This is a genomic window from Paenibacillus sp. FSL R5-0517, assembly GCF_037974355.1.
Lineage (GTDB): Bacteria > Bacillota > Bacilli > Paenibacillales > Paenibacillaceae > Paenibacillus.
Genome location: NZ_CP150235.1, coordinates 219719 through 239965 on the forward strand (window position 1 = coordinate 219719; position 20247 = coordinate 239965).

A 20247-nucleotide genomic window follows, 5' to 3' on the forward strand; every position below is an offset into this window, starting at 1 on the left:
TCTATCATAACAAAGGGGAAAGGGAGCAAACTACGTAATGTATGCTGAAAAAGACGTATTTTTATTGCATTTCATGCTAAAATAAAATCATTAGTATCGGGATAGGAGGCATGTCCATGACAACATCCGTTTTGACATACGAGCAGGGATATGTAATCCATGTCAATCAGCCTGGAGACGAACTCTTTTATCATTTGGACTACGACGAACGCTCCCATGATTTGAATATGGAGTTTCAGCACTTTCATGATTTCTATGAAGTCTGTATTCTTCTGGATCGTACGGCTGCGCATATTATTGAAGGCAGTTTATATGAGATTCAGCCAATGGATATCGTGCTGCTGCGACCTTCTTTGCTGCATAAGACGCAGTATCCGAAAGGTACACCGCCAAAACGGTTGATGATTAATTTTGCGATGCCTCGCCATATGCCCGGACTTGAGAACGGTTACAATGAACTATTCTCCATTTTTGATGAAGAGGTTCCGATTTTCCGCTTTCCGGAAGAAAGGCGCAAAGAAATCCTCGCGCCCATCAATGATATTTTTGCCATATCCCAGCAGCGCTCTACACTTCAACCGGTTGTGATCCATCATAAATTTGTAGAGTTTCTGTGTGCCATTCATCGTTACGCGGCAGAGAACGGGTATGTGCGAGAAGAGACAGGATCATCGATGTCCCGGCGCATGTATGCCATTGCATCCTATATTCACAGCCATTATCAGCAGGATTTATCTTTGGAAGAGGTATCCAGGCGGTTTTATGTAAGTGCCCACCACTTGTCCCGCCAATTCAACAGGGTCACTGGTTTTACCTTCACGGAGTATGTGCAGATGACCCGTATTCGAAATGCCCAGCAATTGCTGCTGAATTCAAGTGAAAAAATTACGGATATTGCTGCACAGTGTGGGTTCGCCAGCTTTTCCCAGTTCAATCGCATCTTCAACAAACAGAGCGGTATGTCACCAAGTGCCTATCGACGGAGCAGACCATCGCAGAGCAAACATGAAAGGATGCTTGTGGGTGAAAGACACGAGTGACGATGGCGCCTAGCGTGAGATAACAAGCGGAGTGATGGACAGGCTTAAATTGCTAGTTAACGGGCTATTTTTCTGGACAGGAGATTTTCATGAAAATAATAGTTAACGACACGGATAGGATTCAGTCCATATATTTATGATTTGGCTAGGGACAGACCGCCATCATACATCCGATAGACCTTGTCACAATATTCAAGCATACGCTCATCATGGGTAACCATAATGGCCGCTTTTTGGCGTGATTTCACTTCTTGCGCGATTAGACTAACCACTTCATGGGCTCGTTTGGTGTCCAAACTGGCGGTTGGTTCATCGGCCAAGATGATGTTGGGATTATTCATTAAAGAACGCGCAATGGCTGTCCGTTGTTTCTCACCACCGGATAACTCTTCGGGAAAACTTTTTAACTTCAAACCCAGCCCCAGTTCTTCCAGCAGCTTGGTGGCAAATGCCTTATCCTCTTTTTTGACCGTTCCCGCCATTCTTTTTACAACTAACAGTTGATCGAGAACATTTAGATAGGGAACTAGATTGGAAGATTGCATAATAAATCCAACTTCTTGCAGCCGTATAGTAGATAGCTCTTTCTCCGTAAGCTTCGAAATATGATTTCCGTTTAGTTGAATATCTCCTTCGGAGGCTTTCAGCATGGCCCCAGCAATAGACAAGAATGTACTTTTACCAGAACCAGAAGGTCCAACGACAGCAACAAATTCCCCCGGTTCCACGGATATGGATACATGATCGAGCGCGGTGATCCGATTATTTCCTTCGGCATAATACATGGTGACTTCCCGCATGTGCAATCCCTTACTCATTATTCAACCCTCCCGAGCGCCTTAAGCGGATCAATCTTCGTAATTTTGCGAACAGATACCAGTGAACTTAACATAGCGATAACCAGCAGGATAATAGAATAATTGAAGACAAGACTGGTCTCCAGCTTAAATGGCATTCCTTTTGGCATAATTGCTGCTGTCCCATAAGTCAGCAAGATTCCAACAACAATACTAGTCAGGGAAAGGACAAACACTTGCGAGATAATGGCTTTTCCCAAGAAACGGTTGCTGGCACCGATCGCTTTCATAATGCCAAACTGGTTGGTCTTTTGCATCGTAATGACATAGAAGAATACCCCGAGTACAAATGCAGAGATCGCGAGCAGAAAGGCAAGCATCATCAGAATCGTTCCGTTCTCTTCTTTGTATCCTGGCATGCCTTGCACAGCTTCCGACCGGGTAACGGTATCCGTACTGGATAACTCTTTATTTATAGCTTCTGGATCAATATTCTCGCCTTGTAACATGATCGCATTAACCGGTCCGGCAATTCCTTTATCTGAACCTGGAGCCGCAAAGGCAATCTTCCGCCATTCAGCCATTGGCGTAAATACGGATGCAACGTGGTTATAAGTCTGATTCTCCACAAATCCGATAATGGTCAATGATTCCGTCGTACCATCCAGTTGAAAGGTGTCCCCGATATTATAGCCCTCATCTTTTAGGGTCGAATTCACAACTACCCCGGTGGGATTCTCGGAAGACAGGCTTTCACCTTCTACAATTGCTGGCTCCAGGAAGCTTCCTGGGTTAATTCCTATAATCGCTATATCGACTTTATCTTCATTCTTGGTACTTGTTTCTTTCATTGCTGTTGCCATTGAACTACCCATAGGTGATGCAGCATCCACATTAGGAAGTTGTTCCGCCTTCGCCACCACTTGATCTGACAGCAGTGACTTGCTCATGGAAGACTGAGCCCCTTCTTCAAAGATGACATAATCAGCCTTCATGGTCTTGAATGTTGATGCGGCTAGTGTAGACAATCCATTTCCCAGACCGGATAAAATAAATACCAACCATGCCATAAGTACGAAGATAATGATAATCATCAAAAACTTCATTTTACTATGCATTAGCTCCTTCATCGCTAAAAACATGATCTGTTCAACTCCTTTTCTTTTTTTGACACATGTGTCAAATTAGATGCGCGGCCACGCGGTCTTCATCATTAAACGACATAAATGACACTTGTGTCAAATTGAATCCAAGAACAAAGTTAGCTCTTGGCTCCTCCGATCCACATTTGGAACAGTAGCTTTCCCCAATCAGGCGTAGGGATATTCATCATATTAGGCGTATTAATCAAGTTGAAGAATACACCAACAAGTACAGGTAGAGGGATATCTTGCCGGAGGGCCTGATCCTGCTGTGCGCGTTCAAATAAGCGTGATAATTGAATTTTGAGGGTCTGATGTGCTTCCTCAATGAATTCAAGATCTCTCGCTGCCGCAGCAGAATTAGTCGTATTAATTTTGCTGGCATCTCCCAGAAGTTGATGGAGCGTCGATTCTTCTGCGTAGATCAGAAGCAGTTGCTCAAGAGCATCCATGGGATCAGTCTCATCAACGGCCAATGAATTCTCCAACACGGTTGCTATTACACGCTTCATACAAGCAGCAACAATCTCTTCTTTATTAGCGTAATATTGATATATCGTGCTTCGGGCTCCGGAGAGATGCTGTGAGAGCAGCTTGAGGTGAAAACCGTCGTAGCCATGCTCCAGAATTAATTTCTTGGTCGTATCCAGTAGCTCTGTTTCGGTAAAAGATTGTTTTCTTCCCATTGAATCTCTTCCTTTTTCTCATCTATAAAATCTGTATTGTATTCATAATACCTTATATATGTGATGCTTTGGATTTCGCTGATATATATTCAGTTTAGCATAACATAACATAAGCTCCTATGTGAGCTGTTGAACATAGATTCACCCCTGTCCCTGTCAGGGTAAAAATAATCACTTCCCATAATGCTTGTAACTTGTAACAAAGGAGTGAAGATAAATCGTTTATAAAGCAGCACCTTATCTACTTATGTTAGGTATTTTTATCGTCATTTTGGATGGGTTGTGGATCGTGGATGTAGCTGACTCTTATGATCTCTACCCTGGATCAGCATGGGCCCTTTTGGCAATCGGATTATGCATGATGATATTCGCTTATATCATGATTCAGCATAAACGGAAGCAAGAAGCTCCAATGAAGGATGAAGTTCAAGAAATACATGCTGAGAGGGTGCCTGCACAGCAATTCGTGAATCGAATGTGGAAAGACCGAGAGGCTGTAGGCGGCAGACTGATTTTGTCTCTCCTAATCATCCATGCAATTATCGCTGTCTTTCACCTCGGTCTGGCTTTACGTATGGTACAGATCACTATATTCGTGGGCATCATTTGCTTCTCGTTTTTCTACATTATGAATGATGACAGGGGAGACCTGAAGGAGCAAGAGGAGGATTTAAAGCCTGAAAGTCATTTTATGCAAACCTTTATGCGTCTGATTGATTACAGGCAACACCCTTTTAGTCTAGGATTTCTTGTGTTTCTACTCATTGTGCTTACATTCCTGATTTCAAAATGGTTCGGGTGGGAGATCAGCTTTGATACAGGTGGGAATCCGCTCTATGTCATGAGTCTACCGACTTCTGCCGTTATATTATCAGGTCTAGCCTTTGCTTGCGGACTGATTTATATCAATCAGCATTGTGATTTCTTCGGGCTTCGCCAAACAGATCAGGGTGCGTACAGGCTGTTTCAGATTCATTTCTATGAAATTATTGCTTGCGGGGCTTCCTTTTTCATCTGGCTGGGAATTATTATTCTAAGTTGGTTTTTTGCCTAGATGGCTGGGTTGGATACGGTGAGTGATAGAAATAAGCGTATGTTCCCTTGAGATAGGTTGGCGTGGATGACACATACAAAAAGGCAAACCCTTGAACTAACAAAGGGTTTGCCTTTTTCTTTCTGATCTTACGATCAGACTCACGCATGTACGAGATGAATCTTGGTGTTATCCCTGATCCTTCGGTGCCAGCTCGATGGCGGAGCGGATGGCAGCCAGCATGCTTTTGTCATCGGCGATGTTCTTACCCGCGATGTCGAAGGCTGTACCGTGGTCAACCGACGTACGAATGATTCCGCCCTTCAGACCAACGGTGATGTTCACGCCTTCCTCGATGCCCATTACCTTAATTGGCGCATGGCCTTGGTCGTGATAGCAAGCTACAACAATATCGAAGTCGCCGCGGCCAGCGCGGAAGAAGAGTGTGTCCGCCGGGAGTGGACCAACAACGTTAATGCCTTCCTTCTGCGCACGCTCAATGCCGGGCTGCAGCTTCTCTTCTTCTTCTCCGTTGCCGAACAGTCCGTTCTCTCCGGCATGAGGATTGATTCCGCATACGGCTACGCGCGGATTCTCAAAGCCTGCTTTTTTCAACGTATCATGGGCAAGCTTCACAACGGTGTAGGTTCTTTCCGGGTTGATACTCGCGATGGCATCAATCAGACCCATGTGTGTCGTCAGGTGAATGACTCTCAGATTAGGCGTCGTCAGCATCATCGAGAAGTCCTGCGTATCCGTCAGGTCCGCCAGAATTTCGGTGTGTCCTGGATACAGGTGCCCTCCTTGATGCAGGGCTTCCTTGTTCAAAGGTGCTGTGCAGATGGAGTGAATCTGGTGTTTTTTGGCCAGATCAATGGCTTTGGCGAGAAACTGGAATGCTGCATCCCCAGCCACGGCAGATACTTTGCCGTATTCCAAGTCCGCAGGGACAAGGTTCAAATCAATCACATCTACAGTACCGAATTCATACTTGGCTTCGGAAGGCTCTTGAATCGCGTTAACGTTCAGACTTGAGCCGATGATCGGCAGTACGCGCTCCAGAATCTTCGCATCACCAATCACGAGTGGATTGCACTGATCATACATCTCTTGATGACCCAGTGCTTTCATAATAATCTCCGGTCCAATACCTGCTGCGTCGCCCATCGTAATTCCGATTGTAGGTTTCATACGAGAATACCTCCTTTTAATTTTTGAATCGCATGGATAAAGACATCTGGTTTGCCGAATCCGCCTGCTTTGGTAATCACATGCAGATCATCAATGCCTATAAACTTGGAGATCGGTACGCCGATTTCAAGCTCATCCAGCAGCTCGAAGCCGCTAATATTCCATTTCAGACAGATTTGTTTTGCCGTATCGCCACCAGTCATGGAGACACCCTTGAACAGTCCCTCTTCCAATAGTCTGGCACAGATCTCACCCATCGCGAGTACAATTTCATTGCTAACTTCGGTGTGATTAAGTCCCCGAACTTCGCCCGTGGCACGAGCCAATTCAATATCAATCTGTTCAGCGGTGGAGTAAAGGACGACATCTTGTCCTTCCAGCGCTTTGTCGCGGACCTCGTTATAGACACGTTCCATCTCTTCTGCACGGTCTGCGGTCGCGGATACCGCTTTGAAGGAGTGGAAGGAGACAGAAGCCACGCGGGATTTGCGCAGCAAGCGACTCAACTGCTCGCGCGAATTTTTGTTTACACTGCCCACCACCGTCAGGATTGGACCCGGATTCTCGGGTATGGTTAGCGCGGTAGACTTGGATTCAAGTGCAAAGTGAGCAGGGAGGTAGTTGGCAATACCCGCTGAGCCTGCCCAGGCAAAGGTATAATCCAACTCGCGAGTCATCTGTAGTACCAGCTCCAGATGGCTTTCCTCGGTGGAGTCCACCAGGACGTAAGGAGTATTGTTTTCCTTCAACTGTTTCAGCTTGGCACAAAGATGATGCTGGCCGGCTTCCAGATCGGCGACGGTGATCTCGCCAACTTCGTACTTGGTTTGAAGTTTCAATAAGTCCGGAAGGTAGGAAATCGTTACAGGTGTCTTCGGATCATGGGCAATTTCAGTATCTGCCAGTGGAACGCCATTCAGGTAATGAATTCCGTCCAGAATAGTCCGGTTATTTTTCGGATATCCTGGAGCAATCATCATAAAATCAGGCTTAACTACATCATACACAGCATCAATCTCGATGCCGATATTGCCGCGCATGGTGGAGTCCATCTTTTTGAAAATCGTCTCAAATCCATTATTCGTTAGCAACTCAGCAGCCCGATATACACGTTCATACGCTTCCTGCGGAGATATGGAACGACTATCTGTATCAAAGACGACAGCATCGTATTGTGTAAGAGGTTCTTCATTCATATTAAAAAGAACACTGGTTTTCAAGCCATGGCGGGCAAGCTGCACCCCGCTGTCATTGGCACCGGTCAAATCATCTGCAATAATGGCTAATTTCATGCAGTCATCCCTCCTTGTAAGCACAATTTTATAAAAAGTCCGTTCGGATTAGATTGTCAATTAAATTCATCAGATCAGATCAAAATCATTTATGTGGTTGGTCGTTGATTGTATTTCTCGACGCCACCTGATTTCTCCAGTCGTTTGGAGAGGAACCCGATGAAGATCGGTAACAGGATAGCTGTCGTTACAACGCTCGCCGCAATTTGCACCGTAGCAATCTCCGCAATCGGGCCAAATGAAGCATTAGCAGCCACGATGGCAGCAGGTGTACCTACCGCATTGCCGGCTGTTGAACCTTCGGAAGCACCAACAATCGGGTTCCAGCCAATGGCTTTGAACAAGAAGTATCCGATTCCGCCTGTGAGAAGCACGGTTAGAACACCAAGCAGAATGCCACCTAGACCACCTTGAATGATGGAGGAGAAGTTGATTCCCATACCCAGGGAGAATGCAAAGAACGGAACAAGTTTGTCACTGCCTTTGTAAAGCCAATCCCCCAGATTACGGTCCAGATTACCAATAATGACACCAACGATGAGTGGAAGCAATACAGCAACGAATGCCATCGGGGAGAACATGCCGTTCGCAAAGCCCATTGCACCAAAGATCGAGAGCGCTACCATGGTCAGGAATGGACCATCACTGAGCGCGAGAAAAGGGTAAGCTGCCTTGTCATCTTCTTTACCGTATTGACCAGCGAGTGCGATGTAAAGACCACCGTTAGAGTTGGTCATCGCAGCGATAATGGCAAGTGGGGCCAGACCCAGGAATAAACCGCTTGAATCCGCAAACAAAATAGCGATAAAACCAAGGCCTGCACCAATCACCCATTTGAACGTAAGCAGGGTCAAACCTTTGCCGACAGATGAACCTGCCGTTTTGAACGTAATCTGTGTACCGGCAATTAACAGGAACAGCGCAATCAGCGTACTGGCACTATTAACGAAGAGAGCTTCCGTGAATCCACCAATGCGCAGAGCATTCGGGAAGAATGTATTGATCGTTGCACCAAGCAGCAGGGGGACAACCATCATACCGCCAGGGATGCGATCTAAAGTTGCTTTAATGTTCATAGTAGTTAGCTCCTTATGAAGTAATCGTTTTTATGAAGCGCTTGCAGGGATTATATTATCCCATATCGTTTAATATAGCAACAATAAATTATTGTAAATTTTAAATAAGTATTATAGTGTTTAAAAATGCAACACAACAAGGCGATAAAAAAGACGCAAACTTAAAGTTAATCTTTAAGTTTACGCCATAATGTGGCCCGGTTAATCCCCAGACGCTCCGCAGCCTTCGATTGATTGTTGTTTTCCTCCTGAAGCACAATCTGAATCACTTCTTTTTCGATCTCCTTCAGCGTACCGTTCAACTTCATTGGGCTAGAAGAAGGTTGCTGATCCAGCAAGCGGGATAAGGTAGCGGTGGAGATGACATACTCCTGCTCATTGAGTGCAGCCTGCTTGATCAGATGTTTCAGTTGGTTGACATTCATATGTGTGATCTGTTCTTGGATCAGCTGCAGTGCATCTTCTTTTATTCTAACCGCAGTAGTTCCGTACTTCTGGTAATATCCCGTAAGAAAATGCTGCATCAGTGGAGCCAGATCTTCTGGTCTATCCGCAAGATTTGGCATCATGATCGTATTAAGCTCCAGATCGAGTGACCAATGTGGGTTCAATGCCTGCTCCCCGAGTATAAACACCCCAATCCGGTTATGAAGGCAGCTCTGGATAAAGGAGAGCAACTCCGGATCTTCCATACGTGTCTCCATGTGGTTAATCTCTACATTTCGAACCTTGGCGAGTGGTATCTTGTGCAAATGACCTGAAGGCACTTGTGAGAGATCGATCTGTAATAACAGTCCGCCGGCAGAGTACATCTGATGAATATGTTTGACTAGAAAAGATTTACCGGAATCCGCTTCACCCAGCAGATAGATCGGTTCATGATTCTCGTAAAGTGCCCGAATGTTCTTTAATACCGCCTGCATGGTAGGGGATTCGGCAACGATAGGCTCCATCGATGCGTCCGTGAACGTTGTTATGCCGAATTGTGCAAAGGCATAGGGTTGTCCTTTTTCCAGCATGTATACCTTGTAGTTCTTGTTGTCCAAGGTCGTTTCATAGGCGTTAACCGTGAGCTGGTAATCGTCCACCATGAACACATTTTGGACCTGGGATTGGTGGAATTCCAGACTCGTGTTGGTCAAATACATGTGATTTTCGGTCAGCGGATTGTTCTCAAAGTCGGTCAGGCTCTCGAATACGACTTCATTCCGTTCATTTAAAATAAGCAAATTCGGATGTTCCCGTGTAACCAGGTCATTCAGTATGATCGATATCGCATGATTTTTGCTCAAATAACGGTAGACCAACTGCGCATCTGCCATTGCTCTAAGGATGGATTCCTGACCGGATTGGATTAACAATCCCTCCAGACCATAGGTCTTCGCGGTGTTGACGGTGATCACATCCCCGACAATCTGGCGGTACCCGGAAGCTTTCAACTCCAGGAGCAATCGTGCCACATCTTCCGAGCTATGTATGGTATAGACCTTGAGAGGCAGATCCATCAGATCAATAATCGATTGTGCACCAGAGGTGATGTTGGAGAAACCAACAATCGCTGTCTGACCGTTAAACTGGCTTGCCAGGGTGAGTGAACGAATCATATCATAACCCGATAACTGCACATCAATGACGGGAATGGTGACTGCTTTTTTAATCAATTGGGCGGTACCGCCGCGGCTAATGATAATCTCTGCCCCATTTTTCTCAGCTTGGATTGCTAGCTCCACGCCTTTCGCCAAGTCGCCCACGTCTGTCTGAATGGTTAACTGGGGAAAACGGGGAATGCACTCTTGTATAATAGGAATCATCGATTCGTAGGGAGCAATAAAGTGAACTCGTGTACGCATAATTTTCCTGCCTTTATCGAAAACTTTGATCCCCTTATTATAGCCAACTTGCGAAGGAATGGCACCTATGGGGGGAATCAACACGGCTACATCCGAAAAATGGATATGGATATGGCTTAACTCACCAAGTGAAATGTGATGAAGTGCACTGAATCGAATCCTTAACTATTTCAAAATTAATGGATCATTGCACACGCTAAGTATAGAGAAATGAGGAGTTTTATATGGGAGACATTCATAAAGTAGCTGAGCCAGATCACATCATTAAGAATGTTGTCGCAAAGTTCCCGTGCAGAGTCCTGTGGAGTGAAGGCCGTCCATGTCTGGAGTATCAACGTGAAGAGGATTTAGCCCAGATCGAAGAATACATTCGTACAGTGTACAATGTTGAGCTGTTGGATGTGTTTTTCACCGCGGTGGAGAGCCTTCCGGTTGAGCTATAGGCTAGTTCTGAAGTTAGGGCGTGAGACGACACTACAGGTGCTCGTCTTTTCTTATTTTGCGCTATGATCGTGTGAATTTGGTCGTATGGACTCCACTTGCCATCGTGAAATGTGAAACGTATGTGGGCGTATTCATGTATTATAGTATACATATGAACTTTTCGGAGGAGGAACACGTAATGGGAATCTTATCGAGGTTTAGAGACGTGATGAAAGCGAATGTGAACAACATGCTGTCTCGGGCAGAAGACCCGGAGAAGAGCGTGAATGAGTATATGCGCAACCTGAGCAGTGATCTGGGGCAGGTGAAGGCCGAGACGACGGCGGTGTTGTCGGATGAGAGCCGGGCGAAGCGAGCACTGGATGAGTGCAGCGCCGAGGTCAAGAAGTTACAGCGGTACGCAGAGAAATCGGCGGAGTCCGGAGACGAAGACAAGGCACGTAATTTTCTGGAGAAGAAAGTGAAGCTGGCTGACAAATTAAACGAATTACAGGCTGCCTATGAACGTGCTTCCGCCAAAGCCAAGATGATGAAGCATATGAACGATAAGCTGGTTGCCGATCTGGGGCAACTGGAAGCGCGGCATGCCGAACTGAAAGGACGCATGACAGATGCGAAGGCGCAGCAACAGACCAATGAACGGAATGCATCTGCGGGCAAGGCTGATGCCGCATTGAAGGCCATGGAAGACAAGGCCAACCAGGCATTGAACGAAGCAGAAGCGTTGGCAGAACTGCGTGCTGGAGCACAGGAAGATGATCTGGACGAATTAATCGCCCAGCTTGAGAGGGACATGAACGCAGATGCGGGTAATAATGAACATGCTTCGCCAAGTGCGGATGAAGAACTCGCAGCGATTCAGGAGAAGCTGAAGAATAAATAATACGTTACACCATTTCGTTAACATTGAGGTGAGCAGATGCCGGTTATTGAATATAAATGTCCCAACTGCGGCAGTGGTATGATCTTTGACAGTGTGTCAGGTGCACTATCCTGTCCCAGCTGCGGCCGCCAGGACAACATAGAGCAGATCCCCGATCCATTGAAGAGACAGGTATTCACCGAAGATGAGGTCAAGGAATACCACTGTAACAGCTGCGGAGCTGACATTGTGACAGAGCCGGAGACGAGTGCGACGACATGCAGTTTCTGCGGTGCAGCGGTTGTACTCAGTGATCGGCTGACGGGCAATCTTGCCCCTGCGATGGTGATTCCCTTTTCGATCAACAAGGATCAAGCCAAACAGGCTTTCAAAAAGTGGTGCAAAAACGGCTTGTTAACGCCAACTGGCTTCATGTCCGCCGATCGAATTCAGAGCATTACCGGCATGTACGTACCGTTCTGGTTGTATGAGTTACATAACAAGATCGAAGTGCATGGCCGTGGCACCAAGGTCAGATCCTACACCCAGGGCGACTACCATTACACGGAAACACAGCATTTCGATATATATCGCAGAATTCGGCTGAATTACGTGAATCTGCCCATCGATGCATCGGAGAAAATGAAGGATGAACTGATGGATAAGCTGGAGCCTTTTCCATATAATCAGCTGAAATCGTTCAAGACCCCGTATCTAGCGGGGTATATTGCGGAAAAGTATAGCTATACGGACGAGGAACTTTTTCCACGGGCCAAGGATAAGACGAGATCTTACATTGATTCTTATATTGCCTCAACCGTATCTGGTTATAGCAGCGTGAGCTATACAGATAAACAGATTGATACCACGCTCAAACATGCGGACTATGTGCTGCTCCCGGTGTGGATGGTCAACTATGACTACAATCGGGCACAGTATACCTTTGCCATGAATGGACAGACAGGTAAAGTGGTCGGTAAACCGCCGATCAGCAAAGCCAAAGTGGCCGGATGGTTCGCAGGAGTATCTGCCGTCTCGTTGCTGTCACTGAAGCTGGTTTCCTGGATGATGGGAGGTGGATTCTTATGAGAAAAAGAACCCCTCTGGTTGTCGTGATGGCTACACTCATTTTACTAATGGTAACGCTTGTTGCTCCGTTGATTCCCATGTCATCGGCATCCGCAGCGGAGAGCAAAAATCTCATCTACGATGAGGCCAACCTGCTAAGTGAACAGGATAAGGTTGAGCTGAATGCACTTGCGAATCAGTATGGCGCGGAACGGCAGACGGACTTTGTTATTTTGACAACAAATAATATAGAGAATCAGGATGTTGTGCTTTTAACAGAAGATTTTTATGATAAGCAGGGGCTAGGGTACGATAAGAAATTTGGTAATGCTGTCATATTGACGATGGATATGAATAATCGCGAAGTGTACCTGGCTGGATTTTATAAGGCAAAAGAATATCTGAGTGATCAGCGGCTGGATTCTATCCGTAACCGGATTACCTCTGAATTGTCCAGTGGGGATTATAAACTTGCATTTGAGAAATATATTGAGCTCTCATACAAATATATGGGGTATGAACCTGGTGTGAATCCGAACAATATTTTGTTTAACGGATGGTTTCAGTTAGGAGTCTCGGTCGTTCTTGGGGGGATTGTTGTTGGTATTATGACCTATCGTTCCGGCGGACGTGTCACAGTCAATCGTGCGACTTATGAGGATTCAAGCAATTCCAGTGTAATAGATCGTCAGGATCGTTATATCCGTACAACCGTAACCAAGCGCAAAATCGAGAAGAACAATAACAACGGTGGCGGAGGCGGCGGAGGAGGTACATCGCGAGGTGGCCACTCACATAGTGGAAGTAGAGGATCATTTTAATAACTACTTAGTATACGGATTTTCTAATAGAAGGGATGGGGACAAGTATGGGATTTTTCAGAAATCAGTTTTCGAATGTGGTGGAATGGGAAGAGTTTAGAGATGACATGATATTTTGGAAGTGGAGCAACCGGGAGATCAAGAAGGGGAGTAAACTTATCATCCGTTCTGGTCAGGACGCCATTTTCCTGAATAACGGTAAAGTGGAAGGGATTTTTGAGGACGAAGGATCATTTAATATCGATTCCGAGATCATTCCGTTTCTTTCTACCTTAAAAGGGTTCAAGTTCGGATTCAACAGCGGTATGCGGGTGGAGGTATTGTTTGTAAATACCAAAGAGTTTACCGTGCGCTGGGGCACGCAAAGTCCGGTATTAATTCCGACACCACAACTCCCGGGTGGAATGCCGATTCGGGCCAACGGTACGTTTAACTTCAAAGTGAGTGACTACGTGACCCTGATCGATAAGATTGCAGGCATCAAGCAGAGTTATCTGGTGGAGGATGTCAAAATCCGAATCACTTCCGTGCTGGATCAGCTTCTAATGAAGTGGATTAGCCGTGAAGGAAAGGATATGTTCAACCTGCAGGCCAATGCATCGGATATTGCCAAAGGGATTCAGGAAGATCTGGATATGCAGATGATGGACATCGGCATTGGGATTACCGGTTTCCAGGTAATGAGCTTCAATTATCCAAAAGAGATTCAGGATATGATTACGAAGACCGCTTCGCATGAGATGATTGGTAATCTGCAAAAGTATCAGCAGGTCAGCATGACAGACGGTATCTCATCCGGTAAAGTACAGGGCGGCGGCGCGGCCTCGGATATGGCAGGCATGATGATGGGCATGAACATGGCCAATGAAATGATGAAGAACATGAACCAGAACCAGAACAACAATAATGCCAATTCGTCTCAGAATCAGAACGCGGACCAGAAGCCAGCGGGCAATAGCAACGGTGATGCAGGTAACTCTCCATCTACAGAGGGCAACAAGAAGCCTAACTTCTGTCCGAACTGTGGAGCTAAAAATGAAGGAGCCAACTTCTGTCCAAACTGTGGTCAGAAGCTGGGCTAATAAAATAAACACAGGTAGGGGTTAGGTTCGCAGGAAGTGAAATTACTGCGGAGCTAGCCCTTTTTTTTGTTGGGATGCATAGTTATTACAACAGGGTGATGAGCGGCAAGCCAATTCATTTATTGTAGTTTAGATAAAACAGTTGACAACTAATAACAAATCATTTATCTTTAAATTAAGATATTTAATTTGAGTATAAAACCCAACACAAACAAATATCTTTAATCCATTACATGAGGAGAGATCAAGATGATGATCCCAACATTGACCAGAATTAATGAACTTGCAAGAAAAGCCAAAGAGGGCGGATTGACGGAGATGGAGAAAGAGGAACAGGTTAATCTTCGCCAGGAATATCTGCAAACTTTTCGCGGTTCGGTCAACGACATTCTCTTGAATGCAACCATCTATGATCCGAACGGCGATGACGTGACTCCTGATAAATTGAAACAAGAACAGGCCAATCAAAATAACAAATAGAAATCATTCACCAGACCATATATCTTAATTTAAAGATAATACAAACTTACTATAAATGAATCAACGATCTAAACTATCTCATTTATCAAATGATCTCTAACACCTAGCAGATTCCAAACATGCTTACCAAACCAAGGAGGAATTAATCATGACTATTCAAACAGCAGGTATCCACCATATTACAGCTTTCGCAGGAGATCCACAGGCCAACGTTGACTTTTATGCCGGAGTTCTGGGACTGCGTCTCGTGAAAAAAACAATCAATTTCGATGCACCTGATGTATACCACCTGTATTTTGGAGACGAACATGGAAGCCCAGGTACCATCATTACCTTCTTCCCATCCGCTGGATCACCACGGGGCAAAATTGGCGGAGGACAGGTCGGTATCACTTCCTATGTCATTCCTCCTGGGTCGATTGGCTTCTGGCAGAACCGGCTGGAACAGTATAACATTGAGGTAACTCAGACAACTCGCTTCAATGAAGAGCTGCTTCAATTCGAAGATAGTGAAGGCCTGCGGCTTGAGCTTGTTGAACGGGAAGAGGGAGCAACCAGCACTTGGGCACACGAAGGAATTCCAACAGATAAAGCCATCAAAGGCTTTGGCGGTGCTGTTCTGTTCAGTGTAAACCCGCAGAGAACGATGGATGCGCTTGAGAAAATTTTGGGATTTGTCAAAGTGGGTGAAAATGAAGAGTATGCCCGTTTCCGGTCGAGTGGAGACATCGGTAATGTTGTGGATGTTCCGGTGACCCGTATACCTCTGGGCATGGGTGGAGCTGGAACGGTGCATCATATTGCATGGCGCGCCACTGATGACGTGGAGCATGCACAGTGGAGTGAAGCTGTACGTGATTACGGGTATCAACCGACTCCAGTTCGGGATCGTCAGTACTTTAACGCGATCTACTTCAGAGAAGCTGGCGGTATCCTGTTCGAGATTGCTACCGATCCTCCGGGCTTTGCCAAAGATGAACCTGCAGATTCGCTCGGACAAAAATTGATGCTGCCAGAGTGGTTCGAGAAATACCGCGCTCAAATCGAGGACAATCTGCAACCAATCGTGGTAAGAACACTCGAACCTGCTACAACTGCGAAATAAGAAGAGTTCTATTACTATAAAATCTAAGGAGCAACGAAGGATGATGGAGAAAAAGGTTACATGGCTGGAGCTGTTTTACGATCTGCTCTTCGTAGCTGCGGTCTCCAAGGCGGGTCATGTCTTGTTACATGCCGAACACGGAGTAATTACGTTTGAATACTTAATGAAGTTTGTGCTTATTTTCATCCCTGTTTGGTGGGCATGGGTTGGTCAGACCTTGTTTATTAACCGCTATGGTCAAGACATCCTGATTCATAGAATATTTCTCATCCTTCAACTCCTGTCCGTGATGGTCATGACGGCGAGCCTGTCTACCCATTTTGACCAATACTACCTGTCCTTCTTCGTGGGTTATATCGGTTCACGGGCGTTTACGGCGATACAGTATCTGACGGTTCACAAGTCGAAAAGTGAGCATCAACAGCAAGCCGCCCGGTACTTGGGCACATGTTTCCTCATTGGTATATTGATCTCATCAGGTTCACTATTCTTCGATTCCTGGCTGCGCTACTTGATTTTGTATGCAGGAATTGCAGTGGACATTGTGCTTCCGTTGATCGGACGTAAAAATCTGGTGAAAGTACCTGTTCAGACTCATCATTTGTTGGAACGTTTTGCGTTATTTACACTCATCCTGCTGGGTGAATCGGTAGTTAGTATTATCGCTGTGCTGCAAGCCGATCATTGGGATATGAAATCTATCCTGTTTGCCGCATTTACGTCCATCTTTGTCATTGCGATATGGTGGCAGTACTTTGACAACGTGGAGAAAAAGGTCAGCAAAGAGATTCAGACTGCCGGACAAGCGATCATATACGGCCATCTGTTCATCTACATCTCCATGAGTATGATCGCTGCTTCAATTCAGCTGTTATATCAGAACCAGTTAAACTATGTGTTCATGCTAGGGTTTGTGTTTGGATCGGCGCTACTGTATTTCTTGTCGACCTCACTTGTGTTCCATCGTTATAGACACGCACATCTGCGACTGGGTCCGCGTCATCTGGCGTTCATGGTAGGGTTACTGGTGGCATTTGTCCTTGTGGATCTGGTCTACCGGGTTCCGGGTTATGTCATCATGGGCGAAGACATGTTATTCTTCCTGGTGTATGCGAAACTTACGACTTGATACGAGTCATCTCAACTGAAGAAAAGTCACGGACAACAGGCGTCCGTGGCTTTTTGTTATGCAGCAAATTCCGGGCAAGACTTAATAATATAAATAAAGCACAAATCTAATTTAATTTCTTCTATGGAATCTGTTAATATGAGACTATGTACAAGTGAATCTACCAGATCATATGGAATGGTCTTATTCGTTCGTAGATATGGGGATGACAATCAGGAGGGAAATCATTGAGCACACATCAAATCGGAGTTCCATTGGAAGGGTTTGCAGAGTTTAGTCGTACGGTTGCCGCTGAAGGAGCCGTTTTACTCAAAAATGAAGGGCAAGTGCTTCCACTTCGTGAAAACGAAAACGTTTCAGTTTTTGGACGAATTCAAGTGAATTATTATCGCAGCGGCACGGGTTCAGGCGGTAGTGTACATGTAGCCTACACAACCAATCTGCTCGATGGTCTGCGCAGCAAAAAGAATATAACGGTGAACGAAGAGCTGGCAGCTGTCTATGAGAAGTGGATTGAAGAGAATCCATTTGATGATGGCGGAAAAGTATGGGCGGCCGAGCCATGGAATCAGAAAGAAATGCCTTTGACGGATGAACTGGTTGCACAGGCAAGAAGCAAATCCAGCAAAGCCATTATCGTAATTGGACGTACAGCAGGAGAAGATCAGGATAATGCGGATGCGCCAGGAAGTTACCAACTGACCGAAGATGAGAAAGCGATGCTGAAGCAAGTCACTGCGCAGTTTGAACATACAATCGTAGTGCTGAATGTCTCGAATATCATCGACATGAGCTGGTTAAACGAAACGTATCTACATCCAATCCAAGGCGTAATTTACTCCTGGCATGGCGGTATGGAGGGTGGGAACGCGATTGCTGATGTGCTGGCGGGCGACGTTACACCAAGCGGTAAACTGACAGATACGATTGCATATTCCATCGAAGATTATCCTTCGACAAGCAACTACGGCAATGAGTTCAAGAACCTGTATCAGGAAGATATCTATGTAGGTTATCGTTATTTCGAAACGTTTCGACCTGAGCGTGTTCAGTTTGAATTCGGTTACGGCCTGTCTTATACGACGTTTTTGGCCCAGCATGAAGAAGCGAAATCTGTGTCCAAAGACGGCGAAACCTACATTGAAGTTCGTGTCAATGTGACCAACTCAGGTACAACATATGCGGGCAAAGAGGTTGTACAAGTCTATTATGAAGCACCACAAGGCAAACTGGGACAACCGGTGAAGGCTTTGGTTGCTTTTGGCAAGACAGGATTGTTACAGCCGGGTGAGTCAGAAATTCTGACGATCAGCTTCCCGATCCATGACATGGCATCCTACGATGATGCGGGTGTTACAGGTCATGCTTCCGCATACGTTCTGGAAGAAGGCACATATCGACTGCATGTAGGAACCAGTGTGAAACAAGTGCAGCACGTTAGCATCGATGGTCAGGATGGATATGTGATTGAATCCCTTCAATTGGTGGAGCAGCTGCAAGAAGCGATGGCCCCAACGGAAGATTTTACACGGATGAAACCAGGTGCGCGCAAGGGAGATGGATCATATGAACTGACTTATGCAGAAGTACCGAAACGTAAGATATCCATGGCGAACCGGATCGAGCAGAATCTCCCGCAAACGCTGGAGCAGACGGGGAACCAGGGCCACAAGCTGAGTGACGTTAAAGCTGGCAAAGTGAGTCTGGAAGCCTTCATCGCTCAATTGAGTGATCAGGATCTGGCAGCGATTATCCGTGGCGAAGGCATGAGCAGTCCACTCGTTACTTCGGGAACGGCATCTGCATTTGGGGGTGTCAGCGACAGCCTGTTCAACTACGGTATTCCGGTAGCATGTACGGCAGATGGCCCGTCCGGTATTCGTATGGATAGTGGCGAGAAGGCAACACAGGTATCCATTGGTACGTTGCTTGCGGCGACATGGAACAAGGAGCTTGTTGAAGAGTTGTATGTGATGGAAGGACAGGAACTGCTCAGAAATCAGGTGGATACCCTGCTCGGACCTGGCCTGAATATCCGCCGGAGCCCGCTTAATGGCCGGAACTTTGAGTACTTCTCTGAAGATCCTCTGATCTCGGGTGTATTTGCCGCAGCGTGTACGAAAGGCATTATGAAGGGTGGTTCCAATGCCACACTGAAACACTTTGCCTGCAACAACCAGGAGAAACACCGCAGTAAAGTGGATGCTGTTGTCTCCGAACGTGCACTGCGTGAAATTTACCTGAAAGGGTTCGAAATCGCTGTAAAAGAAGGCGGAGCGAACTCCATCATGACCTCCTACAACCCGATTAACGGACACTGGGCGGCATCGAACTACGACCTGAATACCACAATTTTGCGCGGCGAGTGGAATTTTGAGGGTATCGTCATGACCGACTGGTGGGCCATTATGAACGATGTGACCGAAGGTGGAGAGGCGGATCGCAAATACACGAACTGGATGATTCGTGCGCAGAATGATCTCTACATGGTTGTACCGAACTACGGCGCAGAGATCAACGGCTGGGACGATAACACGATTGAATCCTTGGAAAATGGAACATTGACGCGTGGAGAGTTGCAACGCTCGGCAATCAACATCTGCAAATTCATCATGAATGCACCGGTGTCCGATCGAAAACACGAGATCGTGGAGAACGTAGCTTCGTTCCAAGCGAATGCTTCCCTATCGGCTGAACAGGCCCAGGTTCTGGTTGAGAACGCACAGGTGAAACCTGCGGTAGCTGAACCGGTCTACATGAAAGTGGATGAGGCTGGCCATTATCGAATTATTGTACAGATCATGTCCCCTGAGCCGGAACTGGCTCAAAGTGCATGTAACCTGCTCCTGAATGACCAGTTGGTAACCACCATTCAAACGAATGGTACGGAAGGCAAATGGATCAGACAGAAGCTTGTCAAAGTAGACCTTGAAGCAGGTCTGTATGAATTGAAACTGGACTTCACCAAACCAGGTCTCCAGATTGATTGGATCGAATTCAAGCAGGTATAGAGGTAATCAGAAATATCTTGTGATAGCAGCAATTATAAGATTGTTCTTCATCCAAAGCAGAATACGTGGGTACATGACAAAGGACACTGTTTGCGGGTGTCTTTTGTTGTAACACGGAATAGCTGCTGTTATGATAGT

Annotated in this window: 18 protein-coding genes; 11 read left to right on the forward strand and 7 right to left on the reverse strand. The window is 46.0% G+C overall.

Going from position 1 to position 20247, the window contains the following annotated elements; all coding sequences use genetic code 11:
* The first annotated feature begins 116 nt into the window (after positions 1-116).
* Positions 117-1040, forward strand: a complete 924-nt coding sequence (locus MKX40_RS01030) for an AraC family transcriptional regulator (protein WP_339239044.1) — start codon at positions 117-119, stop codon at positions 1038-1040.
* Between the two features lie 134 nt (positions 1041-1174).
* Here MKX40_RS01030 and MKX40_RS01035 read toward each other — a convergent pair whose 3' ends face one another.
* From MKX40_RS01035 to MKX40_RS01045, 3 genes are all read right to left on the reverse strand, one after another.
* Complete coding sequence (locus tag MKX40_RS01035) at positions 1175-1858, reverse strand: ABC transporter ATP-binding protein (protein WP_339239045.1); 684 nt, start codon at positions 1856-1858, stop codon at positions 1175-1177.
* A complete protein-coding gene (locus MKX40_RS01040) occupies positions 1858-2979 on the reverse strand; it encodes an ABC transporter permease (protein WP_339239046.1) in 1122 nt (373 codons plus the stop codon). The genes MKX40_RS01035 and MKX40_RS01040 overlap by 1 nt, the downstream gene beginning before the upstream one ends.
* 119 nt (positions 2980-3098) lie before the next feature.
* Positions 3099-3665 (reverse strand): TetR/AcrR family transcriptional regulator, encoded by a 567-nt coding sequence (locus MKX40_RS01045; RefSeq protein WP_192136206.1) that lies wholly within the window; start codon positions 3663-3665, stop codon positions 3099-3101.
* A gap of 247 nt (positions 3666-3912) precedes the next feature.
* Here MKX40_RS01045 and MKX40_RS01050 point away from each other — a divergent pair, with 247 nt between their 5' ends.
* Positions 3913-4719, forward strand: coding sequence for a hypothetical protein (locus tag MKX40_RS01050; protein ID WP_339239048.1), 807 nt, complete (start codon positions 3913-3915; stop codon positions 4717-4719).
* A 168-nt stretch (positions 4720-4887) separates the two neighbouring features.
* Here MKX40_RS01050 and pdxA read toward each other — a convergent pair whose 3' ends face one another.
* From pdxA to MKX40_RS01070, 4 genes are all read right to left on the reverse strand, one after another.
* A complete protein-coding gene (gene pdxA, locus MKX40_RS01055; protein ID WP_339239049.1) occupies positions 4888-5889 on the reverse strand; it encodes a 4-hydroxythreonine-4-phosphate dehydrogenase PdxA in 1002 nt (333 codons plus the stop codon).
* The gene (locus MKX40_RS01060; RefSeq protein WP_339239050.1) at positions 5886-7181 is read right to left on the reverse strand and encodes a four-carbon acid sugar kinase family protein; all 1296 of its coding nucleotides are present in this window, start codon (positions 7179-7181) and stop codon (positions 5886-5888) included. Before MKX40_RS01060 ends, pdxA begins: the two co-directional genes overlap by 4 nt.
* 89 nt (positions 7182-7270) lie before the next feature.
* A complete protein-coding gene (locus tag MKX40_RS01065; protein WP_339239051.1) occupies positions 7271-8257 on the reverse strand; it encodes a 2-keto-3-deoxygluconate permease in 987 nt (328 codons plus the stop codon).
* 167 nt (positions 8258-8424) lie between these two features.
* Positions 8425-10107 (reverse strand): PrpR N-terminal domain-containing protein, encoded by a 1683-nt coding sequence (locus tag MKX40_RS01070; RefSeq protein ID WP_339239052.1) that lies wholly within the window; start codon positions 10105-10107, stop codon positions 8425-8427.
* A gap of 224 nt (positions 10108-10331) precedes the next feature.
* On the opposite strand from MKX40_RS01070, the gene MKX40_RS01075 reads away from it, so the two are divergent.
* From MKX40_RS01075 to MKX40_RS01115, 9 genes are all read left to right on the forward strand, one after another.
* Positions 10332-10550: a hypothetical protein gene (locus tag MKX40_RS01075; RefSeq protein ID WP_339239053.1), complete on the forward strand. Its 219-nt coding sequence runs from the start codon at positions 10332-10334 to the stop codon at positions 10548-10550.
* 179 nt (positions 10551-10729) lie between these two features.
* A complete protein-coding gene (locus tag MKX40_RS01080) occupies positions 10730-11434 on the forward strand; it encodes a PspA/IM30 family protein (RefSeq protein ID WP_339239054.1) in 705 nt (234 codons plus the stop codon).
* Between the two features lie 36 nt (positions 11435-11470).
* Positions 11471-12502, forward strand: a complete 1032-nt coding sequence (locus MKX40_RS01085) for a TFIIB-type zinc ribbon-containing protein (protein WP_339239055.1) — start codon at positions 11471-11473, stop codon at positions 12500-12502.
* The gene (locus MKX40_RS01090) at positions 12499-13302 is read left to right on the forward strand and encodes a TPM domain-containing protein (RefSeq protein ID WP_339239056.1); all 804 of its coding nucleotides are present in this window, start codon (positions 12499-12501) and stop codon (positions 13300-13302) included. Before MKX40_RS01085 ends, MKX40_RS01090 begins: the two co-directional genes overlap by 4 nt.
* A 47-nt stretch (positions 13303-13349) precedes the next feature.
* Positions 13350-14384 carry an SPFH domain-containing protein gene (locus tag MKX40_RS01095; RefSeq protein ID WP_339239057.1) on the forward strand — a complete coding sequence of 345 codons (1035 nt, stop codon included), beginning with the start codon at positions 13350-13352 and terminating at the stop codon, positions 14382-14384.
* Positions 14385-14636: 252 nt separating this feature from the next.
* Positions 14637-14864: a DUF896 domain-containing protein gene (locus MKX40_RS01100; protein ID WP_339242865.1), complete on the forward strand. Its 228-nt coding sequence runs from the start codon at positions 14637-14639 to the stop codon at positions 14862-14864.
* A gap of 148 nt (positions 14865-15012) precedes the next feature.
* A complete protein-coding gene (locus tag MKX40_RS01105; protein WP_339239059.1) occupies positions 15013-15969 on the forward strand; it encodes a ring-cleaving dioxygenase in 957 nt (318 codons plus the stop codon).
* Between the two features lie 40 nt (positions 15970-16009).
* Entirely contained in the window at positions 16010-17098 is a 1089-nt protein-coding gene (locus tag MKX40_RS01110) for a low temperature requirement protein A (RefSeq protein ID WP_339239061.1), read from the forward strand.
* Positions 17099-17325: 227 nt separating this feature from the next.
* On the forward strand, positions 17326-20109 hold the full coding sequence (locus MKX40_RS01115) for a glycoside hydrolase family 3 C-terminal domain-containing protein (RefSeq protein ID WP_339239063.1): 2784 nt from the start codon (positions 17326-17328) through the stop codon (positions 20107-20109).
* Positions 20110-20247: the final 138 nt, after the last annotated feature.

What these genes read in the sequence shown, in the direction of transcription:
- MKX40_RS01030 (WP_339239044.1), top strand. Translation starts at nt 117, where the DNA reads ATGACAACATCCGTTTTGACATACGAGCAGGGATATGTAATCCATGTC.
- MKX40_RS01035 (WP_339239045.1), bottom strand. Translation starts at nt 1,858, where the DNA reads ATGAGTAAGGGATTGCACATGCGGGAAGTCACCATGTATTATGCCGAA.
- MKX40_RS01040 (WP_339239046.1), bottom strand. Translation starts at nt 2,979, where the DNA reads ATGTTTTTAGCGATGAAGGAGCTAATGCATAGTAAAATGAAGTTTTTG.
- MKX40_RS01045 (WP_192136206.1), bottom strand. Translation starts at nt 3,665, where the DNA reads ATGGGAAGAAAACAATCTTTTACCGAAACAGAGCTACTGGATACGACC.
- MKX40_RS01050 (WP_339239048.1), top strand. Translation starts at nt 3,913, where the DNA reads ATGTTAGGTATTTTTATCGTCATTTTGGATGGGTTGTGGATCGTGGAT.
- pdxA (WP_339239049.1), bottom strand. Translation starts at nt 5,889, where the DNA reads ATGAAACCTACAATCGGAATTACGATGGGCGACGCAGCAGGTATTGGA.
- MKX40_RS01060 (WP_339239050.1), bottom strand. Translation starts at nt 7,181, where the DNA reads ATGAAATTAGCCATTATTGCAGATGATTTGACCGGTGCCAATGACAGC.
- MKX40_RS01065 (WP_339239051.1), bottom strand. Translation starts at nt 8,257, where the DNA reads ATGAACATTAAAGCAACTTTAGATCGCATCCCTGGCGGTATGATGGTT.
- MKX40_RS01070 (WP_339239052.1), bottom strand. Translation starts at nt 10,107, where the DNA reads ATGCGTACACGAGTTCACTTTATTGCTCCCTACGAATCGATGATTCCT.
- MKX40_RS01075 (WP_339239053.1), top strand. Translation starts at nt 10,332, where the DNA reads ATGGGAGACATTCATAAAGTAGCTGAGCCAGATCACATCATTAAGAAT.
- MKX40_RS01080 (WP_339239054.1), top strand. Translation starts at nt 10,730, where the DNA reads ATGGGAATCTTATCGAGGTTTAGAGACGTGATGAAAGCGAATGTGAAC.
- MKX40_RS01085 (WP_339239055.1), top strand. Translation starts at nt 11,471, where the DNA reads ATGCCGGTTATTGAATATAAATGTCCCAACTGCGGCAGTGGTATGATC.
- MKX40_RS01090 (WP_339239056.1), top strand. Translation starts at nt 12,499, where the DNA reads ATGAGAAAAAGAACCCCTCTGGTTGTCGTGATGGCTACACTCATTTTA.
- MKX40_RS01095 (WP_339239057.1), top strand. Translation starts at nt 13,350, where the DNA reads ATGGGATTTTTCAGAAATCAGTTTTCGAATGTGGTGGAATGGGAAGAG.
- MKX40_RS01100 (WP_339242865.1), top strand. Translation starts at nt 14,637, where the DNA reads ATGATCCCAACATTGACCAGAATTAATGAACTTGCAAGAAAAGCCAAA.
- MKX40_RS01105 (WP_339239059.1), top strand. Translation starts at nt 15,013, where the DNA reads ATGACTATTCAAACAGCAGGTATCCACCATATTACAGCTTTCGCAGGA.
- MKX40_RS01110 (WP_339239061.1), top strand. Translation starts at nt 16,010, where the DNA reads ATGATGGAGAAAAAGGTTACATGGCTGGAGCTGTTTTACGATCTGCTC.